Annotated in this window: 8 protein-coding genes; all 8 read left to right on the top strand. The window is 72.4% G+C overall.

Translation table 11 applies throughout. The annotated features are described in order from the left end of the window. Nucleotides 1-6 precede the first annotated feature (6 nt). The gene (locus NFW05_RS09050) at nt 7-2,244 is read left to right on the top strand and encodes a baseplate J/gp47 family protein (protein WP_295305311.1); all 2,238 of its coding nucleotides are present in this window, start codon (nt 7-9) and stop codon (nt 2,242-2,244) included. Nucleotide 2,245: 1 nt separating this feature from the next. Then, nucleotides 2,246-5,215: a phage tail protein gene (locus NFW05_RS09045; RefSeq protein WP_295305308.1), complete on the top strand. Its 2,970-nt coding sequence runs from the start codon at nt 2,246-2,248 to the stop codon at nt 5,213-5,215. 19 nt (nt 5,216-5,234) lie between these two features. Then, nucleotides 5,235-7,718, top strand: coding sequence for a hypothetical protein (locus NFW05_RS09040; RefSeq protein ID WP_295305305.1), 2,484 nt, complete (start codon nt 5,235-5,237; stop codon nt 7,716-7,718). 2 nt (nt 7,719-7,720) lie between these two features. Then, nucleotides 7,721-9,037, top strand: a complete 1,317-nt coding sequence (locus NFW05_RS09035; RefSeq protein ID WP_295305302.1) for a hypothetical protein — start codon at nt 7,721-7,723, stop codon at nt 9,035-9,037. Between the two features lie 83 nt (nt 9,038-9,120). Then, entirely contained in the window at nt 9,121-11,049 is a 1,929-nt protein-coding gene (locus NFW05_RS09030; protein WP_295305299.1) for a hypothetical protein, read from the top strand. Between the two features lie 6 nt (nt 11,050-11,055). Further along, nucleotides 11,056-13,002, top strand: a complete 1,947-nt coding sequence (locus NFW05_RS09025) for an ATP-binding protein (protein WP_295305297.1) — start codon at nt 11,056-11,058, stop codon at nt 13,000-13,002. A gap of 8 nt (nt 13,003-13,010) precedes the next feature. After that, nucleotides 13,011-16,364: a hypothetical protein gene (locus NFW05_RS09020; RefSeq protein WP_295305292.1), complete on the top strand. Its 3,354-nt coding sequence runs from the start codon at nt 13,011-13,013 to the stop codon at nt 16,362-16,364. A 32-nt stretch (nt 16,365-16,396) separates the two neighbouring features. Next, nucleotides 16,397-19,882: a glycosyltransferase family 9 protein gene (locus tag NFW05_RS09015; protein WP_295305280.1), complete on the top strand. Its 3,486-nt coding sequence runs from the start codon at nt 16,397-16,399 to the stop codon at nt 19,880-19,882. Nucleotides 19,883-20,076: the final 194 nt, after the last annotated feature.

Genomic DNA, 20,076 nt, shown 5'->3' with positions numbered 1-20,076 from the left:
ACCGTCATGCCGATCACCCTGCCCGCGATCGACGATCGCAGCTATCAGCAACTGGTTGCCGACGCGCTCGCGCGCATCCCGATCCACACCCCCGAGTGGACGCACACCGGGCCGTCGGACCCGGGCGTCACGCTGATCGAACTGTTCGCGTTCATGGCCGAGAGCCTGCTCTACCGCGCGAACCTGATTCCCGAACGCAACCGCCTCAAGTTCCTGCAACTGCTCGGGGTCCCGGTGCTGCCGGCGAACCCGGCACACGGTCTGGTCCAGGTGCGCAACGACGCCGGGCCGCGGGTCAATGTCACGCTGCCCGCAGGTCTCACGTTCTTCGCCGGAGCGCTGCCCTTCGTCGGCGAACAGGGGCTCGACGTCCCGCCGGTCGACGGCTACTGCGTCGTCAAACGGACGGTCAACAACCCGGACAGCGCCTTGCTCGACTACTACCGCCAGCTCTACGAAGCGACCGGACGCGACTTCGACGGGCTCGCCGGGAGCACAGGCGAAGCCGGCACGACGGCCGATCCGGTGCTCTACGAGAGTGTCGCGCTCGACGACCTGCGCGACGTCTTCGACGCCGGTAACGACGCCGTCGACGGCGCACTGTGGATCGCGCTGCTCGCTCCGGCGAAGAGCAACGAAGCCGAAAAAGCCGCGGTGCGCGCCGAGCTCGCCGGCCGCACGCTCTCGGTCGGGTTGATCCCGGTTCGTGCCGATCCTGCGGCGCGCCTCGTCCCGGGCAGCCCGGCCGCCCCCCCGCCGGCGCTTTCGGTGTGGATCCCCGATCCGAGTTCCGGCGGCACCCGCTACGCGCGCCTCGACTCGGTCGCTCCGCAGGGCTTCCCCGATCAGCCGGGAATCCTGCAGGTCACCCTCCCGAAAGCCGAGTCGCTGATCACCTGGAGTGACCAAGAGCCGCTCGAGGCCGGCGTCGGCGACCGTCCGCCGGCGCTCACCGACGACGCCATCGACGATCGCGTGCTGACCTGGCTGCGCATCGACGGCCTCGCCGGCGCCGGTGTCCGCCTGTGCTGGGCCGGCGTGCACTGCGTGCCGATCAGCCAGCGCAGCCGCGTCGCGCGCGAACTGCTCGCCCCGGGAGACGGCGAGGCCGACCAGCGGCGGCAACTGAGCCACGGCCAGGTGCTCGCCGATTCGCTCGTCGTCCTCGTCGGCGGCCAGCGCTGGACGCCGACCGACGAACTCGAATCGGCCACCGGCGAAGGGCAGCCCGGCTCGCTGGTCTTCGCGCTCGACGCCGAAGCCGGGATCATCCGCTTCGGCGACGGTGTACGCGGCGCGCGGCCGGCGAACGGCGCCGAGATCGCCGCCGGCTTCGACTGGTCGGCCGGAGCCGCCGGCAACGTCGCCGCCGGGGCGATCCGGCTCGCCCCGGATCTGCCGCCGGGCTTCAAGGTCGGCAACCCCGTCGCGTGCACCGGTGGCACCGACGCCGAGCAGGCGGCTGACGCCGAAAAACGGATTCCGCTGGTCCTCCGCCACCGCGACCGGGCAGTCAGTGCCGAAGACTTCGTCGAGGTGCTCAAGGCCGCGCCGGGCGCCGACGTCGGGCGCATCGACGTGCTCGCGGCATGGCACCCCGAACTTTCGCCGGCGATGCCCGGTGACCAGCCGGGCGTGGTCACCGTGATGGTCATCCCGCGCCGTGATCCGGGACACCCCGACACGCCGCGGCCCGACGCCGGGTTCATCGACGCGCTGTGCCGGCACCTCGCCCCACGCCGCCTGGTGACCTGCGAGGTGCTGCTGCGCGCGCCGGTCTATGCGGCGATCTGGATCAGCGTCGGCATCGAGATCATCGCCGGACAGTCGGTCGCCGAAGTTCGCGAACGCGTCCGCGCGGCGCTCCACGACCACCTCTCGCCGCTGCCGCCGACGGTGACCGGGAGACCCATACCGAGTGTCCCTGGCCTCGAGAACGGCTGGCCGCTGTTCCGCGCGGTCGGCGCGCTCGAACTGGCGACGGTCGTCGCGCGCTGTGCCGGAGTTGCCGGCGTCAGCGGCCTGCTGCTCGGCGACGGCAGTGGCAGCCGCCGGGACAGCGTGCCGATGCACGGCCTGCAGCTGCCGTACATCGCCGGACTGTCGGTGACCCTCGGCGATGCGGTGCCGCTCGACGAGCTCGTCGGACGCGGCAGCGGCCCGTCGGCCGACGGCGGAGCCGACGCGGCAGGACCTCCGCCGCGCCGGCGCCTGCCGGTACCCAAGGTTCCGCAGGAGTGCTGAAGTGGACGTCAACGGCAGCCGCCACCATACACTGACCAGCCGCGACGACTGGCTCGGCTGCCTGTCGTCAGCCGGCGACGAACGGCAGCTCGAGTGGCGCGGCGGTGCGCTGGCGCTGCGTGCGCGGCTCTTCGAGTTCCGCGCGCAGCATCCCGAAGCTCCGGCTGGCGACGAGGAGACCGGGCGCGGCGGCGTCTTCGATGCCTACGGCAACCTCTATTCGATCTCCGCGGATCGTCGCGGACTGTGCATCCGCTCGTCAGGCAGCGGCGGGGTCAGCGACTTCTGGCCGGTCGCGGGCTCGACGGGCGGCGACACGCAGCTCGCCGGGAGCGGCGAGATCGAGGGCTATCGGCCGGGCACCGGCGTTTCGTCCGACGGCTCCTTCCGGCCGCTGACCCCGGTTGGCCCGCTGCCGGGCTTGCCGCCGCGCCTCGACGCGATCACCATCACCCGGGCACATTACCTCGTCGCCGCTTCGCGCGAAGCCGGCGGCCTGCTGATCTTCGATCTGCACGGCGCCGGGCCGCCGCTCTTCCAGCCGTGGCCCGGATTGGGCGGCGCCGAGGCGCTCGTCGAGCACGCCGACGGCAGCGTCGGCGTGCTCGTCGGCAGCCGGCTGCTGCGTAGCGCACCCGACCTCAGACCTTTGGTCGCCGACGACCGGAGGCCGCCGGCTTTCGCTGAGACGCTGCCGGGAGACGGCGCGTCGAGCCCGCCGGTCACGCCGGAGAGCCCGCCAACCGGTGATCGCCCGTGCGAACTCGACCTTCGCCCGGCGTTGCCCGATGACGCCGACGCCGAGGCGACCGCGCTCGCCATCCTGCCCGGCGACCGACTGCTCGTCCTCGGCCAGCTCGGCGGTCAGCCCGGCCGCGTCTGGCTCGGCGCGCTGGGCCTCGACGGAAGACCGATCCCGGTCGCCGCCGGCGAAGAAGGCGGCGAGAGCCCGCCAGGCACGGCGACGATGGTCGTCGCGCTCAATCCGCTGATCGGAGCGGTCACCGTCGATCGCCGCGACCCGACTCTCGCCAGCCGCGCGCTGGCCATCGACTGGGGACCGAAAGCCGCCGCCACGAAGGACGGCGACGCGCCGTTTTCGATCGTCGTCGTCGGATCGACCGGCGACCAGGCCTATCGCTTCGCCGCGCGCTGGAACGACGGAAGACTCGTCGTCGGCGTCGTCGGCGAGTACCTGCCGATGCGCCGCTATCAGGCGATGGGCCTCGCCGCACTGCCTCCCGGCGCGCGCCTGCACGCGTATCCCGACAGCCGCGTCTTCTACGCGACCAGCGGGCGCTGGGCGCCGCTGCTCGCCCTCGCGCAGCCGCGCTTCGTGCGCGCCGCGACGCTGACCACCCCGGCGTGGGACAGCGGAATTCCTGGCTGCGTCTGGCACCGGCTGACGATCGATCTGCGCCTGCCACCAGGAACTTCGCTGAGCGTCGACACGCGCAGCGGCGAGACCGCCGAGGACCTGCAGAGGGCCGAATGGCGCAACGAGCCGGCACCGCTGCGCAGCGCACGCGGCAGCGAGCTTGCCTGGCGCGCTTCCGGGGATGCGCCCGATGGCACCTGGGAAATCCTCCTCCAGGCGGCGCACGGCCGCTGGTTCCAGGCGCGCCTGCAGATCGACGGCGATGGCCGGCAGACGCCGTTGCTGCGCGCGCTGCGCGTCTGGTATCCGCGCTTCTCGTACGCTCGCGAGTATCTGCCGCCGGTCTTCCGCGCCGACCGATCGAGCGCGGACTTCCTCGACCGGCTGTTGGCCCTCTTCGAAGGCGAGTTCACGCGCTGGGAAGAACGGATCGCCGCCGCCCAGTGGCTGTTCGACGCGCGTACGGCACCACGCGAGAGCCTCGACTGGCTCGCCGGCTGGCTCGGCCTGGCTTTCGACCCGGCAGCCGACGAGACCCGGCGCCGCCTGCTGATCCGCCACGCGATGCTCGGCCACGCGCGTCGGGGCACCGGACCCGGAATCCTGCTCGGCGCGACGCTGGCCTGGGAAGCGACGGTCGAAGAAGACTGGCTGCGCCACCCCGAAGCGCTCGCCGAACGCCCGCACGGACTGCGACTGCACGAACTCTTCGCGCTCGACGCGCCGTTACCGGCGGGCGTCTGGCGCCCGACTGAAGGGCGCGCCGCGCTGCTCGCCACCGGGCGACTCGCCGGCGACCCGCGGTTGGCCGACCCTGGCGAGCTCGCCGCCGCCGGAGTCGCTGGCGCGGCAGCGCTCGCCGCCGCCGAACCCGCGCGGCGAGCGCAGTTGCTCGGCGCACTCGGCTTCGTTCCGCGCGCGGCGCTCGAGGAGACTCGTCTCTGGGCCGCGTGGTCCGACGCCGCCGGCAGCGACGCGCAACCGGCACTGCCCGAAGACGAGCCCGCAGACGCCACAACGTGGACGCGCTACCTCGCAGCGAGTCAGCCCTGCGCACCTCTCCGCCAGCGCTGGCAGGACTTCCTCGCCCGGCGCTGGCGCCGCGTCTCGGCGCTCAACGCCGCGTGGGGAAGCCGCTGGCGGAGCTTCGCGCGGATTCCGTCGCCGGTCGTCGTTCCCGGGCCGGAAGGCGCGCTCGGCGACTGGCACCGCTTCGAGGCACAGGTGCTGCGCGCGCTGGCCAACGCGCACCGTTTCCGCGTCGTCCTGCCGCTGCCCGACGGCGACCTCGACCTCGACGATCTGGTGCGCCGTCGCGCCGCCGTGCTGCGCGTCGTCGAGCGCGAGAAGCCGGCGCACACGACCGCCGAGGTGCGCTTCGGTTTCGACCTCTTCCGCGTCGGTGAGGCTCGCCTCGGCCTCGACACGCGACTCGAGACCGGGCTTTCGCGGCGCCCCGAGCTCGCCGCCCTGGCCTTCGGCAGCGGCCCATTCGATCCGGCGGTGCTCGGACGCACCGATCTCGGCGGCGCGCGTCTGGCCACCGCCCGTCCCCACCCGCCGGCCGACCGGATCGGTCTGGATCGCGGCTAACCCTCTACCGGAGATCATCATGGCTTGCTGCAGCGGATCCTCGTTCATTCCCGCTCCCGACGCCGCCCTCGATCCGGGCAAACGCGTCCATTTCACCTTCGGCATGGTCCTCGGCGTCGACGATTTCCGTCAGGAACACGCCTACCTGGCGGCCCGCGACGAACGGCTGCTCCGCGAAGCGATCGGTTACGGGGTGATCAGCGGTCTCGACGTCGTCGCCCGCGCCGATGCCGCGGACGCGACACGCGTCGAGGTCAGGGTGGCGCCGGGCCTCGCGCTGCTCCCTGACGGCAAGCTCGTCGGTGTCGCTGCCGAGCAGTGCGCGTCACTCGGCGACTGGCTCGCCGGGCCGGAGCGCAGGAACGCCAGCGGCGACGTCAGCGCCTATGTGGTTCTGCGCTACGCCGAGAAGTCGAGCACACCGGTGCCGATCCCGGGTGAACCGTGCCGCGACGAAAGCGCACTGCAGGCCGATTCGCGGATCGCCGACAGCTTCGTCCTCGACTTCACGTGGAGTGCCCCTTCGAGTCGCGAGGACGACGCGCTGCGCAGCTTCGCCGCCTGGCTGCGCCGCATTCCGGTGCACAGCACGCCGGCGGTCACCCCGCCGACGGTCGCCGAGTTCCAGACCGCCGTCGAACAGTCGGTCGGCCAGGCGATCGACGCCGGCTGGCCGGCGACGGTCGACCCGCCGCTCGCCGAAACCCCGCCCGCCGCAGCGGCCCTCTACGCCGGTCTGCTCATCCCGCATGCGCACTACGCCGAGTACGTCCAGGCGGCCTTCGACGTCTGGGTCCGTCGCCTGCGCGGCAGGTACCTGGCCCACCACGGCCCGGTCCCGACCGCCGAAGACGACGCAGAAACCGGTCTGCTGCTCGCGGCGATCGACTGCACACTGGTCGGCGGACTGCTCTCGGCGCTGCGCGGAGTCCGCCTGCTCGGCCGCCCGCAGCTCGCCCATCTGCGCCTGCTCCAGGAATGGTTGCTGACCCGGGCCGACGACGCGCCACGCGACGCGCATTACGTTCTCGGCACGAGCGACCCGCGCCTGCCCGAAGCCCAGGACTTGCACGCCGCTTTCGCCGCCACGACGCGCAGGATGGCCCGCGTCGAGATCCAGGGCGACGACGGTCTCGTCCGACCGGCGGCGATCTGGCCGGAGACTGCCGCCGATTACTACGGTCCGGAAATGAGCGCTCCGATCCCCGTCGGTGACGGCGGAACCGGCCAGAGCACAGACCCGCAGCCTGGGCAGCTGCTCGTCGGCGCGCCGCCGGCCTTCGTTCTCGGCAACCTGCTCGGCGCGACGCACGCCGGCAGCGGCGGACCGGTGGCCAACGTGCGCGTCGATGTCGTCGCGCAAGCGCCGGACATCCTGCTCGACACCGCCCAGGATATCGACCCCGAAGCGTCGCCGAGCTTCGCCGGGCTGACCGTCGGCGGGACGCTGACCAGCGAGACGCTGACCGTCGCTCAGACGGCCGGCATCGGCGGCCTGCTGACCGCCGGTGGCGGGATTAGCGCCAGCGCGATCACCGTCGCCGGACTCGACTCGGCGCTGATCGCCGGTGACACGCTCGGCCAGTTGGTCAAGGCGACGCGCTGGGACGGCGTCGAGGCCAACGTCACCAGCCAGCCGACCTACTACTACGCGCCGGGTCAGGGTCATGCGGTGCGCGTCGGCGACGGCGGAACCGGCCTGACCACAAGGCCGCAGCCGCTGCAGATGCTCGTCGGGCGCAACGACGCTGCCGCACCGGCATACGTGCTCGCCAACCTCGTCGCCGGCGCGAACGTGAGTCTGTCGCTGACCCACCAGGATCTGCCGCCGCTGCCCCCGCAGCCGGCGCGACGAATCTGGAACCTGCAGATCGACGCCACCGGCGGCAGCGTCGCGCTGCCGATCGACGCCGCGCGCGGCGGCACGGGCCAGACGACGAACCCGCAGCCCGGGCAGATTCTCGTCGGCGACGGCGGCGGCGAGTTCGCCGTTGGCGACGTCTCGGGCGCCAACGGCGGCCGCAACCTGAGCGTCAGCGCGAGTGCTTCGGGCCTGTCGATCGACACCGTCCAGGACCTGCACGCCGCGGCCGAGCCGACCTTCGCCGCGCTGCGCCTGAGCCAGCCGGCGACGACCCGGGCGACGCACGCGCTCGGCTGGAGCCGCGACACTCGCGAAGTGGTGATCGACGATCTGCCGGCAAGCCGCGGCGTGCACCTTCTGACGACGGCACAGCGCGTTCAGCAAGCTGTCCGTGACCTGCCCGCCTTGGGCACCGGCGACCAGGTCCTGGTTTACCTCAACGACAGCGCGGTCAGCGCGGCACTCGACGAACCGACGGTGGACGGCCAGATGCTGATTGTCAAGATCGCGCGCGACGCTGGACCGCTGACCCTGGGCGGCAGGATCGACCTCGGCGATCTGGCTCTCGAGAAAGGCCAATCGATAACCCTGATCGGCAGCACGCGACTCCGGGAGTGGCTGGTCGTCGGGAGGATCTGAACATGGCCGGAACTGCGATCGCCCTCAATCAGCCTGTGGCCGCAAGCGGCTCGGCGCGGACCTTCTTCTTCAACGGCCGCTTGCTCTCGGCCGAGGACCTGCGGCGCGAACAGGCGCTGCGCGAGAACGGCCAGAGCCAGCTCGCGCGCCTTCTCGGCTGCGGCGTCGCCAGTGGGCTCGAGGTTTCCGGCAGCCCGCTGAGCAGCGCGCTGTCGATTGCCGGCGGTCTCGGCGTCACCGCCTCGGGCCAGGTGATCGAGGTCGACGATCTCGATCTCGACCTCGCCGGTGCCGCAGGCAGCCGCCGCAGCGGCGGCTTTGCCGACTGCGCGGCGGCGATGGCCAACCTCGAAGGCCCTTCGGCCGGCGTTTACCTGCTCGTCCTGACGCCGACGTGGATCGCCAGCGGACGGGCCGCGACGCTGCTCGGTGAAGTCGGCGCGTGCAACCGGAACGTCGAGCAGCCGGCCGTTCGCCTGCGGCTGCTCAAGCTCAGTGCGCCGGCCGGAGCCAGCGAAGCGACGCTGCGCAACCTCGTCGCGTACTCGCTGCTCGCACCCGAGGACCCGGCCACCGCGATCAGCACTCGTCCGGCCAGCGGCGCCCCGCCCGGCACCGTCCGGCTCGTCGGCTGGTGGCCGGGAGCGGTCGTGCCGACGCTCGGCGTAGACGACCTGCCGCTCGCCGTGCTGCGCATCGACGACCGGGCGCGGCTCGTGTGGATCGACGGACCGGCTGCCCGGCGCCGTCTCGCGCAGCCGCCGGGACTCGCCGGCGATGGCCTCTGGCGCGAATCGCACGCGCTCGAAATGGAAGCCTTCGCCGGTCAGTTCGTGGCCCAGCTCGCCGACGAAAAGGCCAGCCTCGACCGGAACAGCCAGGCGCCCGGAGCCGCGGCGTTCGTCCGCCTGCCGCCGGTCGTGCTGCTCGACAGCGCTGAGCTCAGGCTGCTCTCCGGTGTGTTCGGCGAGGTGTTCAAGCTGCCCGCGCCGGTGTCGACGAGCCGCGCCGACTTCGTCCGCGCGCTGCATGACGGGCTTCACGACACAACCGGAACGACGCGCGAAGCCGGCAGGCTGCACCTGGCGATCCTGCGCCTCGCCGGGAGCGACCGTTACCTGCTCCGATTGCACGCGCCGACCGAGACGACGCTCGTCGACCGCGGCCCTGGCGAGCTGTCGTCGAAGCGGCTGGCCAGCCTCGCCGGCCGGACGCTGCACGATCGCAATGCCGACGCCGAGAAGCGCTCGCTCGCCGCTTCGGTGCTCACCCAGGCCCCCGACCGGCCGCGGCGGTCGCGCAAGCCACCGGCAGGCTGAGAAGCGATGCCAGGCGTCGACCAGGCGGTGGCGCGGCGGGCCGTGCCGGCGGGAGTTCGTCGCAGTAACCGGAAAGTCTCGCGATGTTCCCCTCCCCAGCGTTGACCATCGGCCGCCTGCGCGCACGCTCCGACGGCGCGCAACCGGTGATCGCCCGGCTCGCCGCCGAGGCGTTGGCCAGCGAGGTCGCAGAAGCGTTGCCGCTGCTCCCGCCGCAGTCGCTGCTGTTCGTCCGCCGAGTCGAGCTGCTGGTGGCCGGCGACGCTCTTTCGCGGATTCCCGGCAGCGCTCTTCGCCGAGGTTCCGCGGCGGCGGTGCGCAGCCAGCTCGCCGTCGCGCTCGCCGGGGCGATCCGGCCGGCCAGCGAAGCCGCCCGCGACGACGCCGTGGCAGTGCTCTTCGCCGACGAAGCCGAGATGCTCGCCTGCCTCGCGCGCGACGCACTCGCCGGTCGCCTCGACCGCTGGTGGTGGCGCAGCGTGCTCGGCCGGCGGCACCCCGAATGGACGCAGGCCTTTCTCGACCGCCCGGCAGCGGTTTCGGCCGCACTCGGCCTGCTCGCCCGCGCCGGACTCGCCGAGCGAGTGCAGGCGTCGCTGGCCGGCGATCATCCGGGCAGCGAGCACTCGCCGGTGCCCGTCGGACTGCAACCCGGCTCGGCAGCAACCCGCGTCGACGCCGAAAGGATGAGGCCATCCGCCGACCAGCCACAGGCCGCGGCGGCGGCGCCGCCCATCGAGCGCAGCGCGCGGCAGCCAGCCGTTTCCGGGGGCGCTGGGAGCGACTGGCATCCCGCGGCCCTCGAGCCTGCACCAGCCGCGACGGCGTCGGCGGACGACGCGCCAGCCCGGTTGGCCGTCGTGCAGCCCGCCGACCCGGAGACCAACAGCGGCCGGCGATCGCCGGGCACGCCCCCGACGACCTCGCGGGACACCGCGCGTCCTTCGGCAAGCAATCTCCCGGTGGCCCCTTCCGGCAGCGAATCGCTGGCGGCCGATCGGCAGGAGGGCAGCGCCGACGGGGCGCCCGGGATCGCCTTCCGGCCGACCACCGACGTTCCACCCGTCGCGGGCGACCCGCATGCGCCGCGGCCACCGGGCGCAGTGCCGGCCGCAGATCGCCGTTCCCCGGCCGGTTGCCCGACGCTGACTGAACGGCCCCGCCGGGTCGCGGCGACGCCCGGATCCGGCCACGCCGCTTCCATCGACGGGCACGTGCGCCCTGTACGGAGCGACTCCACGCCGACCGCCGGTCGGCTACCGGCGTCCTCTCCCGAGGCTCCGCCGGGCATCCCGCAACCGGCGCCGCCCAGCGCGCCGGCCAGCGAACGCGGCGAGATCGACCGTTCACCAGTCGCCGATGACCTTGCCCCGGCGCTCGAAGCGCCCGCGGCCGTCGACGAGCCTGCGGCCTGGCTGCTCGCCGAGCCGCCGAGGGTGATCGTCACGCGTTGCGCGCGGCTGCTTTTCCTGGTCAACCTGCTGCTCGGCGACGGTCTCTATCCGGATTTCACGCGCCCCGCCGAGCGCGGCTTTCCGGTCTCGCTCTGGCGTCTGCTCGCGTTGCTCGGCGTCGCGCTCGCCGGCCCCGAATTCCGCGACGATCCGCTGCACGCGGCGCTCGTCGCGCTGGCCGACGAATCACCGCCCGACCCGCGTCTCGAGACGACCGATCTCGCCGCGTCGTGGCCGATTCCCGAGCCCCCTGGAGAGCGACGGCTGCGCGCGCGCAGCCTGCGTCGGCAGGCGCGAAACGGCTTCGCTCGCTGGTTCGCTCGCTACCGGATCTCGGTCCGCCGGCGTCTCGCGGCCGCGCTGTCGGTCGCCCCGGCGCGCGTCGGCAGCGCATTCTGGCAGGAACGGGGAAGCGCCAGCGTCTGGCTCTCGCCGAGCGAAGTCGTCGCCGTTCTGCCGCTCGCCGAGCATCCGGTCGTCTGGCGGCTCGCCGGACTCGACCGCGACCCCGGCCATCTGCCGAGCACCGGGCGCTCGCTGCGCTTCGTCTTCGAGTGAGCGGCGATGAAGCCCGACGACCTGCGCCCGATGATCGCCGAAGCCGAAGACACGGCCAGCGGCGAATGCTTCCGGCCGCTGCTGCTCGCTGCCGCGTGGCGCATCGCCATCCATGCGCATGAACTGCTCGGCGACCAGATCGACGAGCGTTTCCCGTTCCTCTCCGAGTACGCAGCGGCATTCGAGGCAGGCGGCGACGAGCCGCCCGAGCACCCGCTGCGTGCGCTGGCGAGCTGCGCCGGCTGGCCGGCAAACGCGATCGACGTCTGGCTCGTACACGGACTGCCCGAGGAGGACGCGCGCTTCGCCGCGGTGTTTCAGGCGCTCGACCTGGACAGCGGCGGGCGCCGGCCGAGCCTGACGCTGATGCAGGCCTGGTGGGGCACGCTGCCGCGCGAAGGGCTGCGCCCGGCGCTGCGCGCGCTGCTCGATTGTGGGCTGCTGGCCGGCAACGCCGAAGGCGGCTACCTCGTCGAGGAGAACTGCTGGGCGGCGGCGCGCGGCGAGGCGCCAGGCGAACCGCTGCCGGGCGTCTGCCTGCAGCCTGCGACAGCCGCGCCGGCACTCGCCGATCTCCTGCTCCCCGACGAAACCCGGCGCATCGTCGACCGACTCACCACGCGGCTCGCGGAGAGCGGCGGGACGGTCATCGTTCGCGGCCCCGAGCACAACGGGCGAGGCAGCCTGCTGGCCGCGCTCGCGCGCAGCGAGGGCCGCCCGACGCTGACCATCGACTGGCCGCTGCCCGCCGGCGAAGTGCCGCTCTGGCTCGGCGCCTTTGCCGCGCTGACCGGCGCCCGGCCGCTGTTCCGCCTGCGCGCGAATCCCGGCGAGCGGCTGCGCCTGCCGCGGCTGCCGGGCTACGACGGCTGGGTCGGCGTCGTCTGTGCCGACGACGATGCCCTCGACGATCCGCCGCTGCCGGCTCGCCGCCTGACGCTGCCGCTGCCGGACGCGGCGTTGCGCGAGCGCCTGCTCGCCGCCGGCGCGCCCGAGCTGACCCGCGCCACGCGCAGCGAGCTCGCCGCGCTGCTCCATCTCTCGAGCGGCCACCTGCGGCGCGCGCTGGCCCAGGGCCTCGACCCGCTGCAGCCACCAGCCGAGCTCGCCGCGGCGCTGCGCGAGGTGGCGCTGGCCGCTGGCTCGGCCGAACTCGACGGCCTCGCCCGGCGACTCGAGACGAGCGGCACCGACTGGCATTCGCTGGTCCTCGATCACGACTTGCGCCGCGACCTCGACAACCTCGAAGCCCGTTGCCGGCAGCGCGACCGGCTGCGCGAGACCCTGCCGCAGGCCTTCGCCGCACGGCTCAACGCCGGCGTCCGGGCGCTGCTTGCCGGACCTTCAGGGACCGGCAAGACGCTCGCCGCGCAGGTTCTCGCCGGACGGCTCGGCGTGCCGCTCTACCGCCTCGACCTGTCGTCGGTGGTCAGCAAGTACATCGGCGAGACCGAGCGCAATCTGCACCGGCTGTTCGCCGCCGCCGAAGCGCTCGACGTGATGCTGCTGCTCGACGAGGGCGATGCGCTGCTCGCCCGGCGGACTTCGGTCGGCAACGCGCACGACCGCTACGCCAACCTCGAGACGAACTTCCTGCTGCAACGCCTCGAAAGCCATCGCGGGCTCGTGCTGGTCACGACCAACGCGCTCGAGCGCATCGACGACGCCTTCCTGCGCCGCTTCGACGTGCTCCTCAACTTCCGGCTGCCCGAGGCCGGCGAGCGGCTCGCCCTCTGGCGCGCGCACCTGCCCCACGGACACGCCATCGCCGCGCCGGTGCTCGAGCGCATCGCCGAAGCCTGCCTGCTCTCGGGCGGGCAAGTGCGCAACGTCGTCCTCGCCGCCGCCTCGTCGGCGCTCGCCGTCGGCCGCCCGATCGACGAGGAGATCCTCTTCGATGCGCTGCGCCGCGAATACCGGCGCAGCGGCGGTCTTTTCCCGCTCGGCGGCTGAAGATGGCCATGCTCGCGCTGCGCGCCCCTCCGCGGCGAGTCGCCAGGCCAAAGGCCGACCCGCGCTTCGTCGCCGTCACGCAGCAGATCGACGCCGGCGCGGCAAGGCTGCGCAAGCACGTCCCGGCGGCGCAGAAGGCGCGCGAAGCGTCGCGCTCGGCGAAAGCGCCGGCCAACGAGCGGCTCGCCGGCGCCAAGGCCAAGGTCGTCGACGAGGTCAAGGCGGCGCCGACTCCGAAGCCGCAGCCGACGTCGTTCAAGGCGCTGCTGCGCGCCGAGATCGACAAGGCGATGCCCAAGACGCTCGGCGACACCGAAAAGTTCATGGCCGGAGGCCAGTCGGGGGCGATGAAGGGCGCGCTCGGCGGAAACGTGGCGACCCAGAAGAGCGCGGCGACGGGGCCGGTCGACCAGGCGACGAAGAAGAGCCCCGACCCGGGCAGCGTTCCCGCGCAGGCGTCGGCCGCGCTGCCCGCCGAGCCGGCCCCGCAAAAGCCCGCCGTCGCCGCGGGCGAAGGAATGCCCCCGCCGGCGACGCCGGCCGAGGTCTCGCTCGATCAGTCGAAGAAGGACACGACGCAGGCGCTCAAGGACGAGAGGATCAGGCCCGAGAGCCTGACACGGGCCAACGACCCGCGCTTCAGCGCCGTCGCCGGCGCCCAGGCGCAGGTCGCCAGCCAGGCCGACAAGGCGCCGGCGGCGTTTCGTGCGAGGGAGAGCGGCGTGCTCGCCGGCGCCCGGGCGCAGGCAGGCGGCGTCGCCGGCCGTGGAGCGTTGCTCCTCGCCGCGACGCGCGGACGCGGCAACGCGCAGGTGCTCAGCCGCCAGCAGCAGCAGGCGGCCAGGGAAGAGGCCGAGCGCCAGAAGGTCGCCGCGCACATCGAGGGCATCTTCGCGCGCACCAAGGCGCGCGTCGAGGCGCGCCTGCAGTCGCTCGACGGCGAGGTCTCGGCGATCTTCGATCCCGGAGTCGACGCCGCGCTGACGGCGATGAAGTCCTTCGTCGACGACCGGATCTTCAAGTACAAGCTCGAGCGCTACCTGACGATTCCCGGCCTCGGCCTTGCCCGCTGGCTGCGCGATCAGGCGCTCGGCCTGCCCGACGAAGTCAACGCCTTCTACGAGCAGGGCCGGCGAGTCTTCCAGGCGGCGATGGACCGGCTGATCGACCGCGTCGCCAACCTCGTCGAGACCCGCCTGGCGCAGGCCAAGGCCGACGTGGAGTCAGGCCAGAACGAGATCCGCGGCTTCGTCGCCGGCCTGCCGGCGAACCTCAAGGCCGCTGGCGACGCGGCGGCGAAGGCGGTCGGCGACCGCTTCAACGAACTGTCGCAGAGCATCGACGCGAAGAAGGAAGAACTCGCTGCGAGCCTCGCGCAGAAGTACAAGGAAGCCTTCGACAAGGCCGACGAAGCGCTCAAGGCGATGCAGGACGAGAACAAGGGCCTGCTCCAGCAGTTCGCCGAGAAACTCGGCGAGGTCGTCAAGGCGCTGCTCGAGTTCAAGGCCAGGCTGATGGGCATCCTCAGGAAGGGTCAGGAGACGATCCAGCTGATCCTCGACGACCCGATCGCCTTCCTCGGCAACCTGATCGCCGCCGTCAAGGGCGGCTTCAACGCTTTCGTCGGCAACATCTGGACGCATCTCAAGGCCGGTTTCATGGCCTGGCTGTTCGGCTCGCTGGCGGCGATGGGCATCACCCTGCCGAGCGACCTCAGCCTGCCGTCGATCCTCAAGCTGGTCCTCGACGTGCTCGGCATCACCTACGAGAAGATGCGCGCCAAGGCGGTCAGGCTGATCGGCGAGCGCGCGGTCGGCGCGATCGAGAAGGTGGTCGAGTACGTCCGCGAACTGATCACCGGCGGACCGGCGAAGCTCTGGGAGAAGATCAAGGAGGATCTCGGCAACCTCAAGCAGATGGTCATCGACGCGATCCAGGACTGGCTGATCACGACGATCATCAAGCAGGCGGTGGCCAAGGTCGTCTCGATGTTCAACCCCGCCGGAGCGATCGTCCAGGCGGTCATCGCGATCTACAACGTGGTCATGTTCGTGATCGAGAAGGCGCAGCAGATCATGGCCCTGGTCGAGGCGGTGGTCAATTCGGTGGCGGCGATCGCCAGCGGCGCGATCGGCGGCGCGATCAGCTGGATCGAGAAGTCTCTGGCCAGCGCGATTCCCGTGCTCATCGGCTTCCTCGCCCGGCTGATCGGTCTCGGCGGGATCAGCGACAAGATCCGCGAGTTCATCCGCAAGGTGCAGTCGAAGGTCGATGCGGCGATCGACAAGGTGATCGGCAAGATCGTCGCCACGGTCAAGAAGCTGTTCGGCAAGGGCGGCAAGGCAGGCGACGGAGACAAGCAGAAACAGCTCGAGGCCGGCGAGAAGGCCATCCTCGAGGTCGCCGGCAAGTACCGTGCGGGCGTCGAGGAGCGCGCCGACATCGACCGTGAACTCGCCGGCGTCAAGCGGGCACACCCGGTCTTCAAGACCATCGGCACGAGGGTCGAGAGCGGTCAGGTGTACTGGTTCTACACCGGCTCGGGCAAGAAGGGGATCGTCGCGGCCGAGTCCAAGGAATGGGCGGTCGGCACGCACGAGGTACCACGCCCGGCGGCGGTCACCAAGGCCAAGGGCGAATCGCACCACGTGCCGCAGAAGATCCTGCTGGCGTCGATGGGCGAGTTCTACCAGGCGGTCGCGACACCGATCGCCAAGGTCGACAAGCCCCTCGCCGAGCGCATGCGCTCGGCCGGCAAGTCGCGCCTGAACAGGTACAAGAAGGATGGACCCGGGCTGTCGGCGATCTGGCTGAAGAAGAAGGTGCACAAGGCCGCGCACCAGGCGCAACCACTGAAGGACGTCGAAGCAGAGGCGAAGAAGCTCGAAAGCAAGGGCGACCTTCTCGATTCGACGATTGTCGGCGAGGGAGCGGTCGGCGGCGGCATCGCGGTCGACAAGGGCGTCAGCGTGCCCGCGACGACGCTACCCGCGAACGTCTCGCTGGTCGGCAAGACGCCCGACAGCGGAGGGGTCACGGAAGCCAACGTACACGTTCAACGCCGCCACCTGTTCGCCGCCATCGGCGGCTCGCTCGGCAGCAGCAGTGTCGGCTTCGGCCGGACGTCGACTGGCAAGCGGCGGGCAACCGCGCAGCAGATCGCCAGGGAGAAAGCCACGAACGCAGCCCAGGCCGAGAAACTCAACGAGCGCGCCTCGGCTCTGTTCAAGGCGCAGTGGAACGGGTTGCTGGCTGGCGGGCTGACCGGCGTCAATGCAGCGCTGGGCAAGGACGACGGCTGGCGGGCCAAGCTTGTCGAACAGGCGAAATCCACCTGGGCGGGTGACCTGGCAAAACCGTGAGCCACGCCGCTGCGCCGCGCATCAGCTGCCTGATGCCGACCTGCAAGCGCCAGCGTTGGCTGCCCGCGGCGGTCGCCAACTTCCTCGCCCAGGACTTCGCCGACGCCGAACTGCTGATCGTCAGCGAGGACGGCTTTCCCGACAGCCTCGTCGCGGCGCTCGCTGGCGGCCGTGTCCGCCACGCCGCCTGCCCGCCCGGGCTGAGCCTCGGCGCGAAGCGCAACCTGGCTGGCGAACTCGCGCATGGCGAGATCCTCGCCCACTGGGACGACGACGACTGGTACGCCCCCGACCGCCTGAGCCGGCAGTACGCCGCGCTGCACGGCGACCCCGGCAAGGCCCTCTGCGGGTCGGGCCGGGTCTACTTCCGCGAACTCGACGGCGACCGGGCCTGGGAGTACCGCTACCAGGGCAGCCGCCGACCATGGCTCTGTGGCGCGACGCTGATGTACCGCCGCGCCTTCTGGCTGGCCCACCGCTTCCCCGACCAGGCGATCGGCGAGGACAACGCCTTCGTCTGGTCGGCCCGGCCGGGCCAGGCGCTCGACCTCGACGACCCGGCGCTCTGCGTGGCCAGCGTGCATGCCGGCAATTCGAGCCGCAAGCAGACGAATGGCGCCTGGTGGACGCCGGTACCGCGTTCGCGCATCGAGGCGCTGATCGCCGCGAGCGCGACGCGCGGCGCGAATTCCGTTGAGGGACGCCCGCGCGCCGTGCTCGCTCTCGCCGGTGGCCTCGGCGACGTGCTGCGCTGGGCGTCGCTGATCCCGGTGCTCGACGCCGCCGGCTACGCCGTCGACCTGCTCGTCGCCGCCGACCAGCCCGACTGCACAGCGCTGTTCGACGGGGCGGCGGGCGTGCGTCGCGTGCTTGCCGCCGGTCGGCCCGGCGACGCGCCGCCGGCCGGCGAGCCGCCACCCGAGCTGGCCGTTTTCGCCTACTGGGCGATTCCCTTCGCCGACCGGCTGCCGGCACGCCGGCAGTTCGCCGCCGACCGCGAGCGCTGGATCGTCGAAGGCGACTGCGGCTGCATCGCGGCGATCGCCGGCGAACTCGGCTGGCGCGCTCCACTGCCCGTCCCACCGCTGTCGCCGCTGCTCGCCCGCACGGCCGACGCGACCACCGCCGGGACGCTGGCCATCCACGCCGGCTGCAAGCCCGGCTGGCCGTGGAAGAAGTGGCACGGCTACGGCGAAGTCGCCGGACACTTCGCGTGCGTGCTGCGCGTCGGCACAGCCACCGACGACGACGCCAACGGCACCTACTTCGGCGAGCCGATCCGCTGGCCGGAACACGTCCGCGACGCGACCACGCCGCGGTCGCTCGCCGATACCGCGCGGCTGATCGCCGGCTGTACGGCGATGGTCGCCAACGACTCGGGGCTGATGCATCTCGCCGCGGCACTCGGGGTGCCGACTCTCGGCATCTTCGGGCTGACCAGCCCGGCGCGCGAGGCGATGCCCTGGCCGGCGCTGCACACGCTCACCGGCGGCCTCGACTGCGAACCGGCTTGCCGGCGTCAGCCGTGGGGCCGACGCGACTGCGAACGCCACCTGCAATGCCTGAAGCAGATCCAGCCGAGCGCCGTCGCCGCTCGCCTCCGGGAGATCGCCCCGGGGCTAGCCGAAAAGGGGATCGCGGAAAGCCGGCCGTCCGGCGCTGCGCCGATCGCCGTTGGCCCGGCCCGCGCGCCGCTGCCGCTCGCCGTCCGCCTCGGCGGCGGCTTCGGCGACCTGCTACTCGCCGGCCGGGTGATCGAGAGGCTCCGCGAACTCGCCGGCCACGGCGAAGTCGTCTGCTACGGCGAACGGCCCGAGCTCGCCGAGCAGGCGCTCGTCGGCCGTGGCCTGATCGTCGCCGCGCGGCCGCTGCGCGAGTGGCCGGCGGCCGGCGGCTTGCGCGTCGAGATCACCCAGTTCGTCCGCTTCTTCGACTCGCCCGTGCGCTGGCGGCCGACTCATCCCGAGCTCGCCGGAGTGATCGCCACCTCGAACCGGCGGATCGAGAGCGTCCGCGGCCTGGTCGATCACCACCCGCATCTCGACGGCTTCTGGGCGCGCTTCAACCAGGCCGCCGGCCGGCGACGCGGCGAGTCGCTGGCCTGGACTGCCGGGCTCGACATCGACCCGACCGACCCCTCGCCGGCCGGCGCGAGCGGGCGCACGCCGCACGAGTCGCCGCTCTGCGTGAGCCTCGACGAAGCCGACGCCGGCCCGCGGCTGCGGCTCGCCGCGGAGGGCCGGCGCTGGGTCACCGTGCACGACGGCTTCGACACCAGCGCCCGCGTTTCGCCCGGGGGAGCGGTCAAGTGCTGGCCGCTCGAACACTGGCGCGAACTCGTCGGCCGACTCGGGGCCGCCCGCCCCGAGCTGCGCATCGTGCAGATCGGCGGGCCGAGCAGCCGGCCGATCCCCGGCGTCGATGACTGCCTGATCGGGCGGATTCGCCTCGGCGAAGCGCTCTGGCTGCTGCATGGCGCGGAGCTGCACATCGACGGCGAATCGGGCCTCGTCCATGCGGCGCACGCGCTGGGCACGCCGTCGGTCGTCCTCTTCGGGCCGACCGACGCCGGCTTCTTCGGCTACCCGGCGAACGCCAACCTCAGCGCTGGCGTCTGCGCGCCGTGCTGGTGGAGCACGCCCGACTGGATGGGGCGCTGCCCGCGCGGGCTCGAACGACCCGAGTGCATGACCGCGATCAACCCGGCGACCGTCTTTGCGGCGGCGCTCGCGCGGCTCGACGCCGCAGCCGCGCAGCCGCGCCCGCGGCTGCGCGTCGCCGTGGGCGCCGTGTGGACGGCTCCCGGCGAAGCGGCCGGCGAGCGGCTCGCGGAACTCGAGCGGAACGCCGGAATCGTCTACGGCACCGACGGCCACGGCCACGGCCCGGCCAGCGGCTGCCACCTGCACGCGAGCAAGCGCTGGGAATACGGCTTCGCGCTCGACGCGCTCGCCGGCCTCGACGGGAAACGGCTGCGCGTCGCCGACCTCGGCTGCGGCCGCGGCGCGCTCGGCCCCTGGCTGGCCGCGCTCGGCCACGCGGTCAGCGGATTCGACCGCGACTTCGCCTGGGACGGTCGCCCCGACGCGGCGGCCCGCTTCCTCGCCTGGGCGCCGACGCAGGGCTTCCGCCCGCGCCCGGCGACGCTGCACGCGCTGCCCGAGCCCGACGCCGACCCGGGACGCGGCTTCGACGTCGTGCTGATGATCTCGGTCCTGCAGCACCTCGCCCACCCGGCGCTGGCACTCGCCGAGGCGGCGCGGATCGTCCGCCCCGGCGGGCGGATCGTGCTCACTTTCGATCTGGCCAGCGATCCCCGGCGCTTCGAGGATCCGCGGCACCGCCGTTCGATCGCCAGCCCGGATCGCCTCGGCGAATGGCTTGGCATCGCCGCCGGTGAAACCGTCCTCGATGACGAGCGGATCGGGCGTTCGGCGATCGCGCTGCAGGCCGCCGGGGTCGCCGGCATCCCGCCCGGGCTGACCGTCGGCGGGCTCTGCCTGGTCCGCGAGGACTGAGCGCAGGCCGGCAACCGGCAGACTGTCGAAATTTTTTACACCGGCCCGCCAACGGCGTCGGGCCGTTAACAAGTTTTTCTTTCCGCTCAGAGACTTCTCGATCCACCATGCGATCGGCATGGCATTTGCTTCCCATTCGACTGCAGGGGGTTTCCAGTACTCGGTTGCAAGGCCGGGGTTTGACTGGATTTCTT

Source organism: Accumulibacter sp., assembly GCF_023806625.1.
In the GTDB taxonomy this organism is placed as follows: domain Bacteria; phylum Pseudomonadota; class Gammaproteobacteria; order Burkholderiales; family Rhodocyclaceae; genus Accumulibacter.
This window is presented reverse-complemented; position numbering and strand designations above follow the sequence as displayed.

Excerpts from the sequence above, each read along its gene's own strand:
- NFW05_RS09025 (WP_295305297.1), top strand. The coding sequence starts at position 11,056 with ATGAAGCCCGACGACCTGCGCCCGATGATCGCCGAAGCCGAAGACACG.
- NFW05_RS09050 (WP_295305311.1), top strand. The coding sequence starts at position 7 with ATGCCGATCACCCTGCCCGCGATCGACGATCGCAGCTATCAGCAACTG.
- NFW05_RS09040 (WP_295305305.1), top strand. The coding sequence starts at position 5,235 with ATGGCTTGCTGCAGCGGATCCTCGTTCATTCCCGCTCCCGACGCCGCC.
- NFW05_RS09015 (WP_295305280.1), top strand. The coding sequence starts at position 16,397 with ATGCCGACCTGCAAGCGCCAGCGTTGGCTGCCCGCGGCGGTCGCCAAC.
- NFW05_RS09030 (WP_295305299.1), top strand. The coding sequence starts at position 9,121 with ATGTTCCCCTCCCCAGCGTTGACCATCGGCCGCCTGCGCGCACGCTCC.
- NFW05_RS09035 (WP_295305302.1), top strand. The coding sequence starts at position 7,721 with ATGGCCGGAACTGCGATCGCCCTCAATCAGCCTGTGGCCGCAAGCGGC.
- NFW05_RS09020 (WP_295305292.1), top strand. The coding sequence starts at position 13,011 with ATGCTCGCGCTGCGCGCCCCTCCGCGGCGAGTCGCCAGGCCAAAGGCC.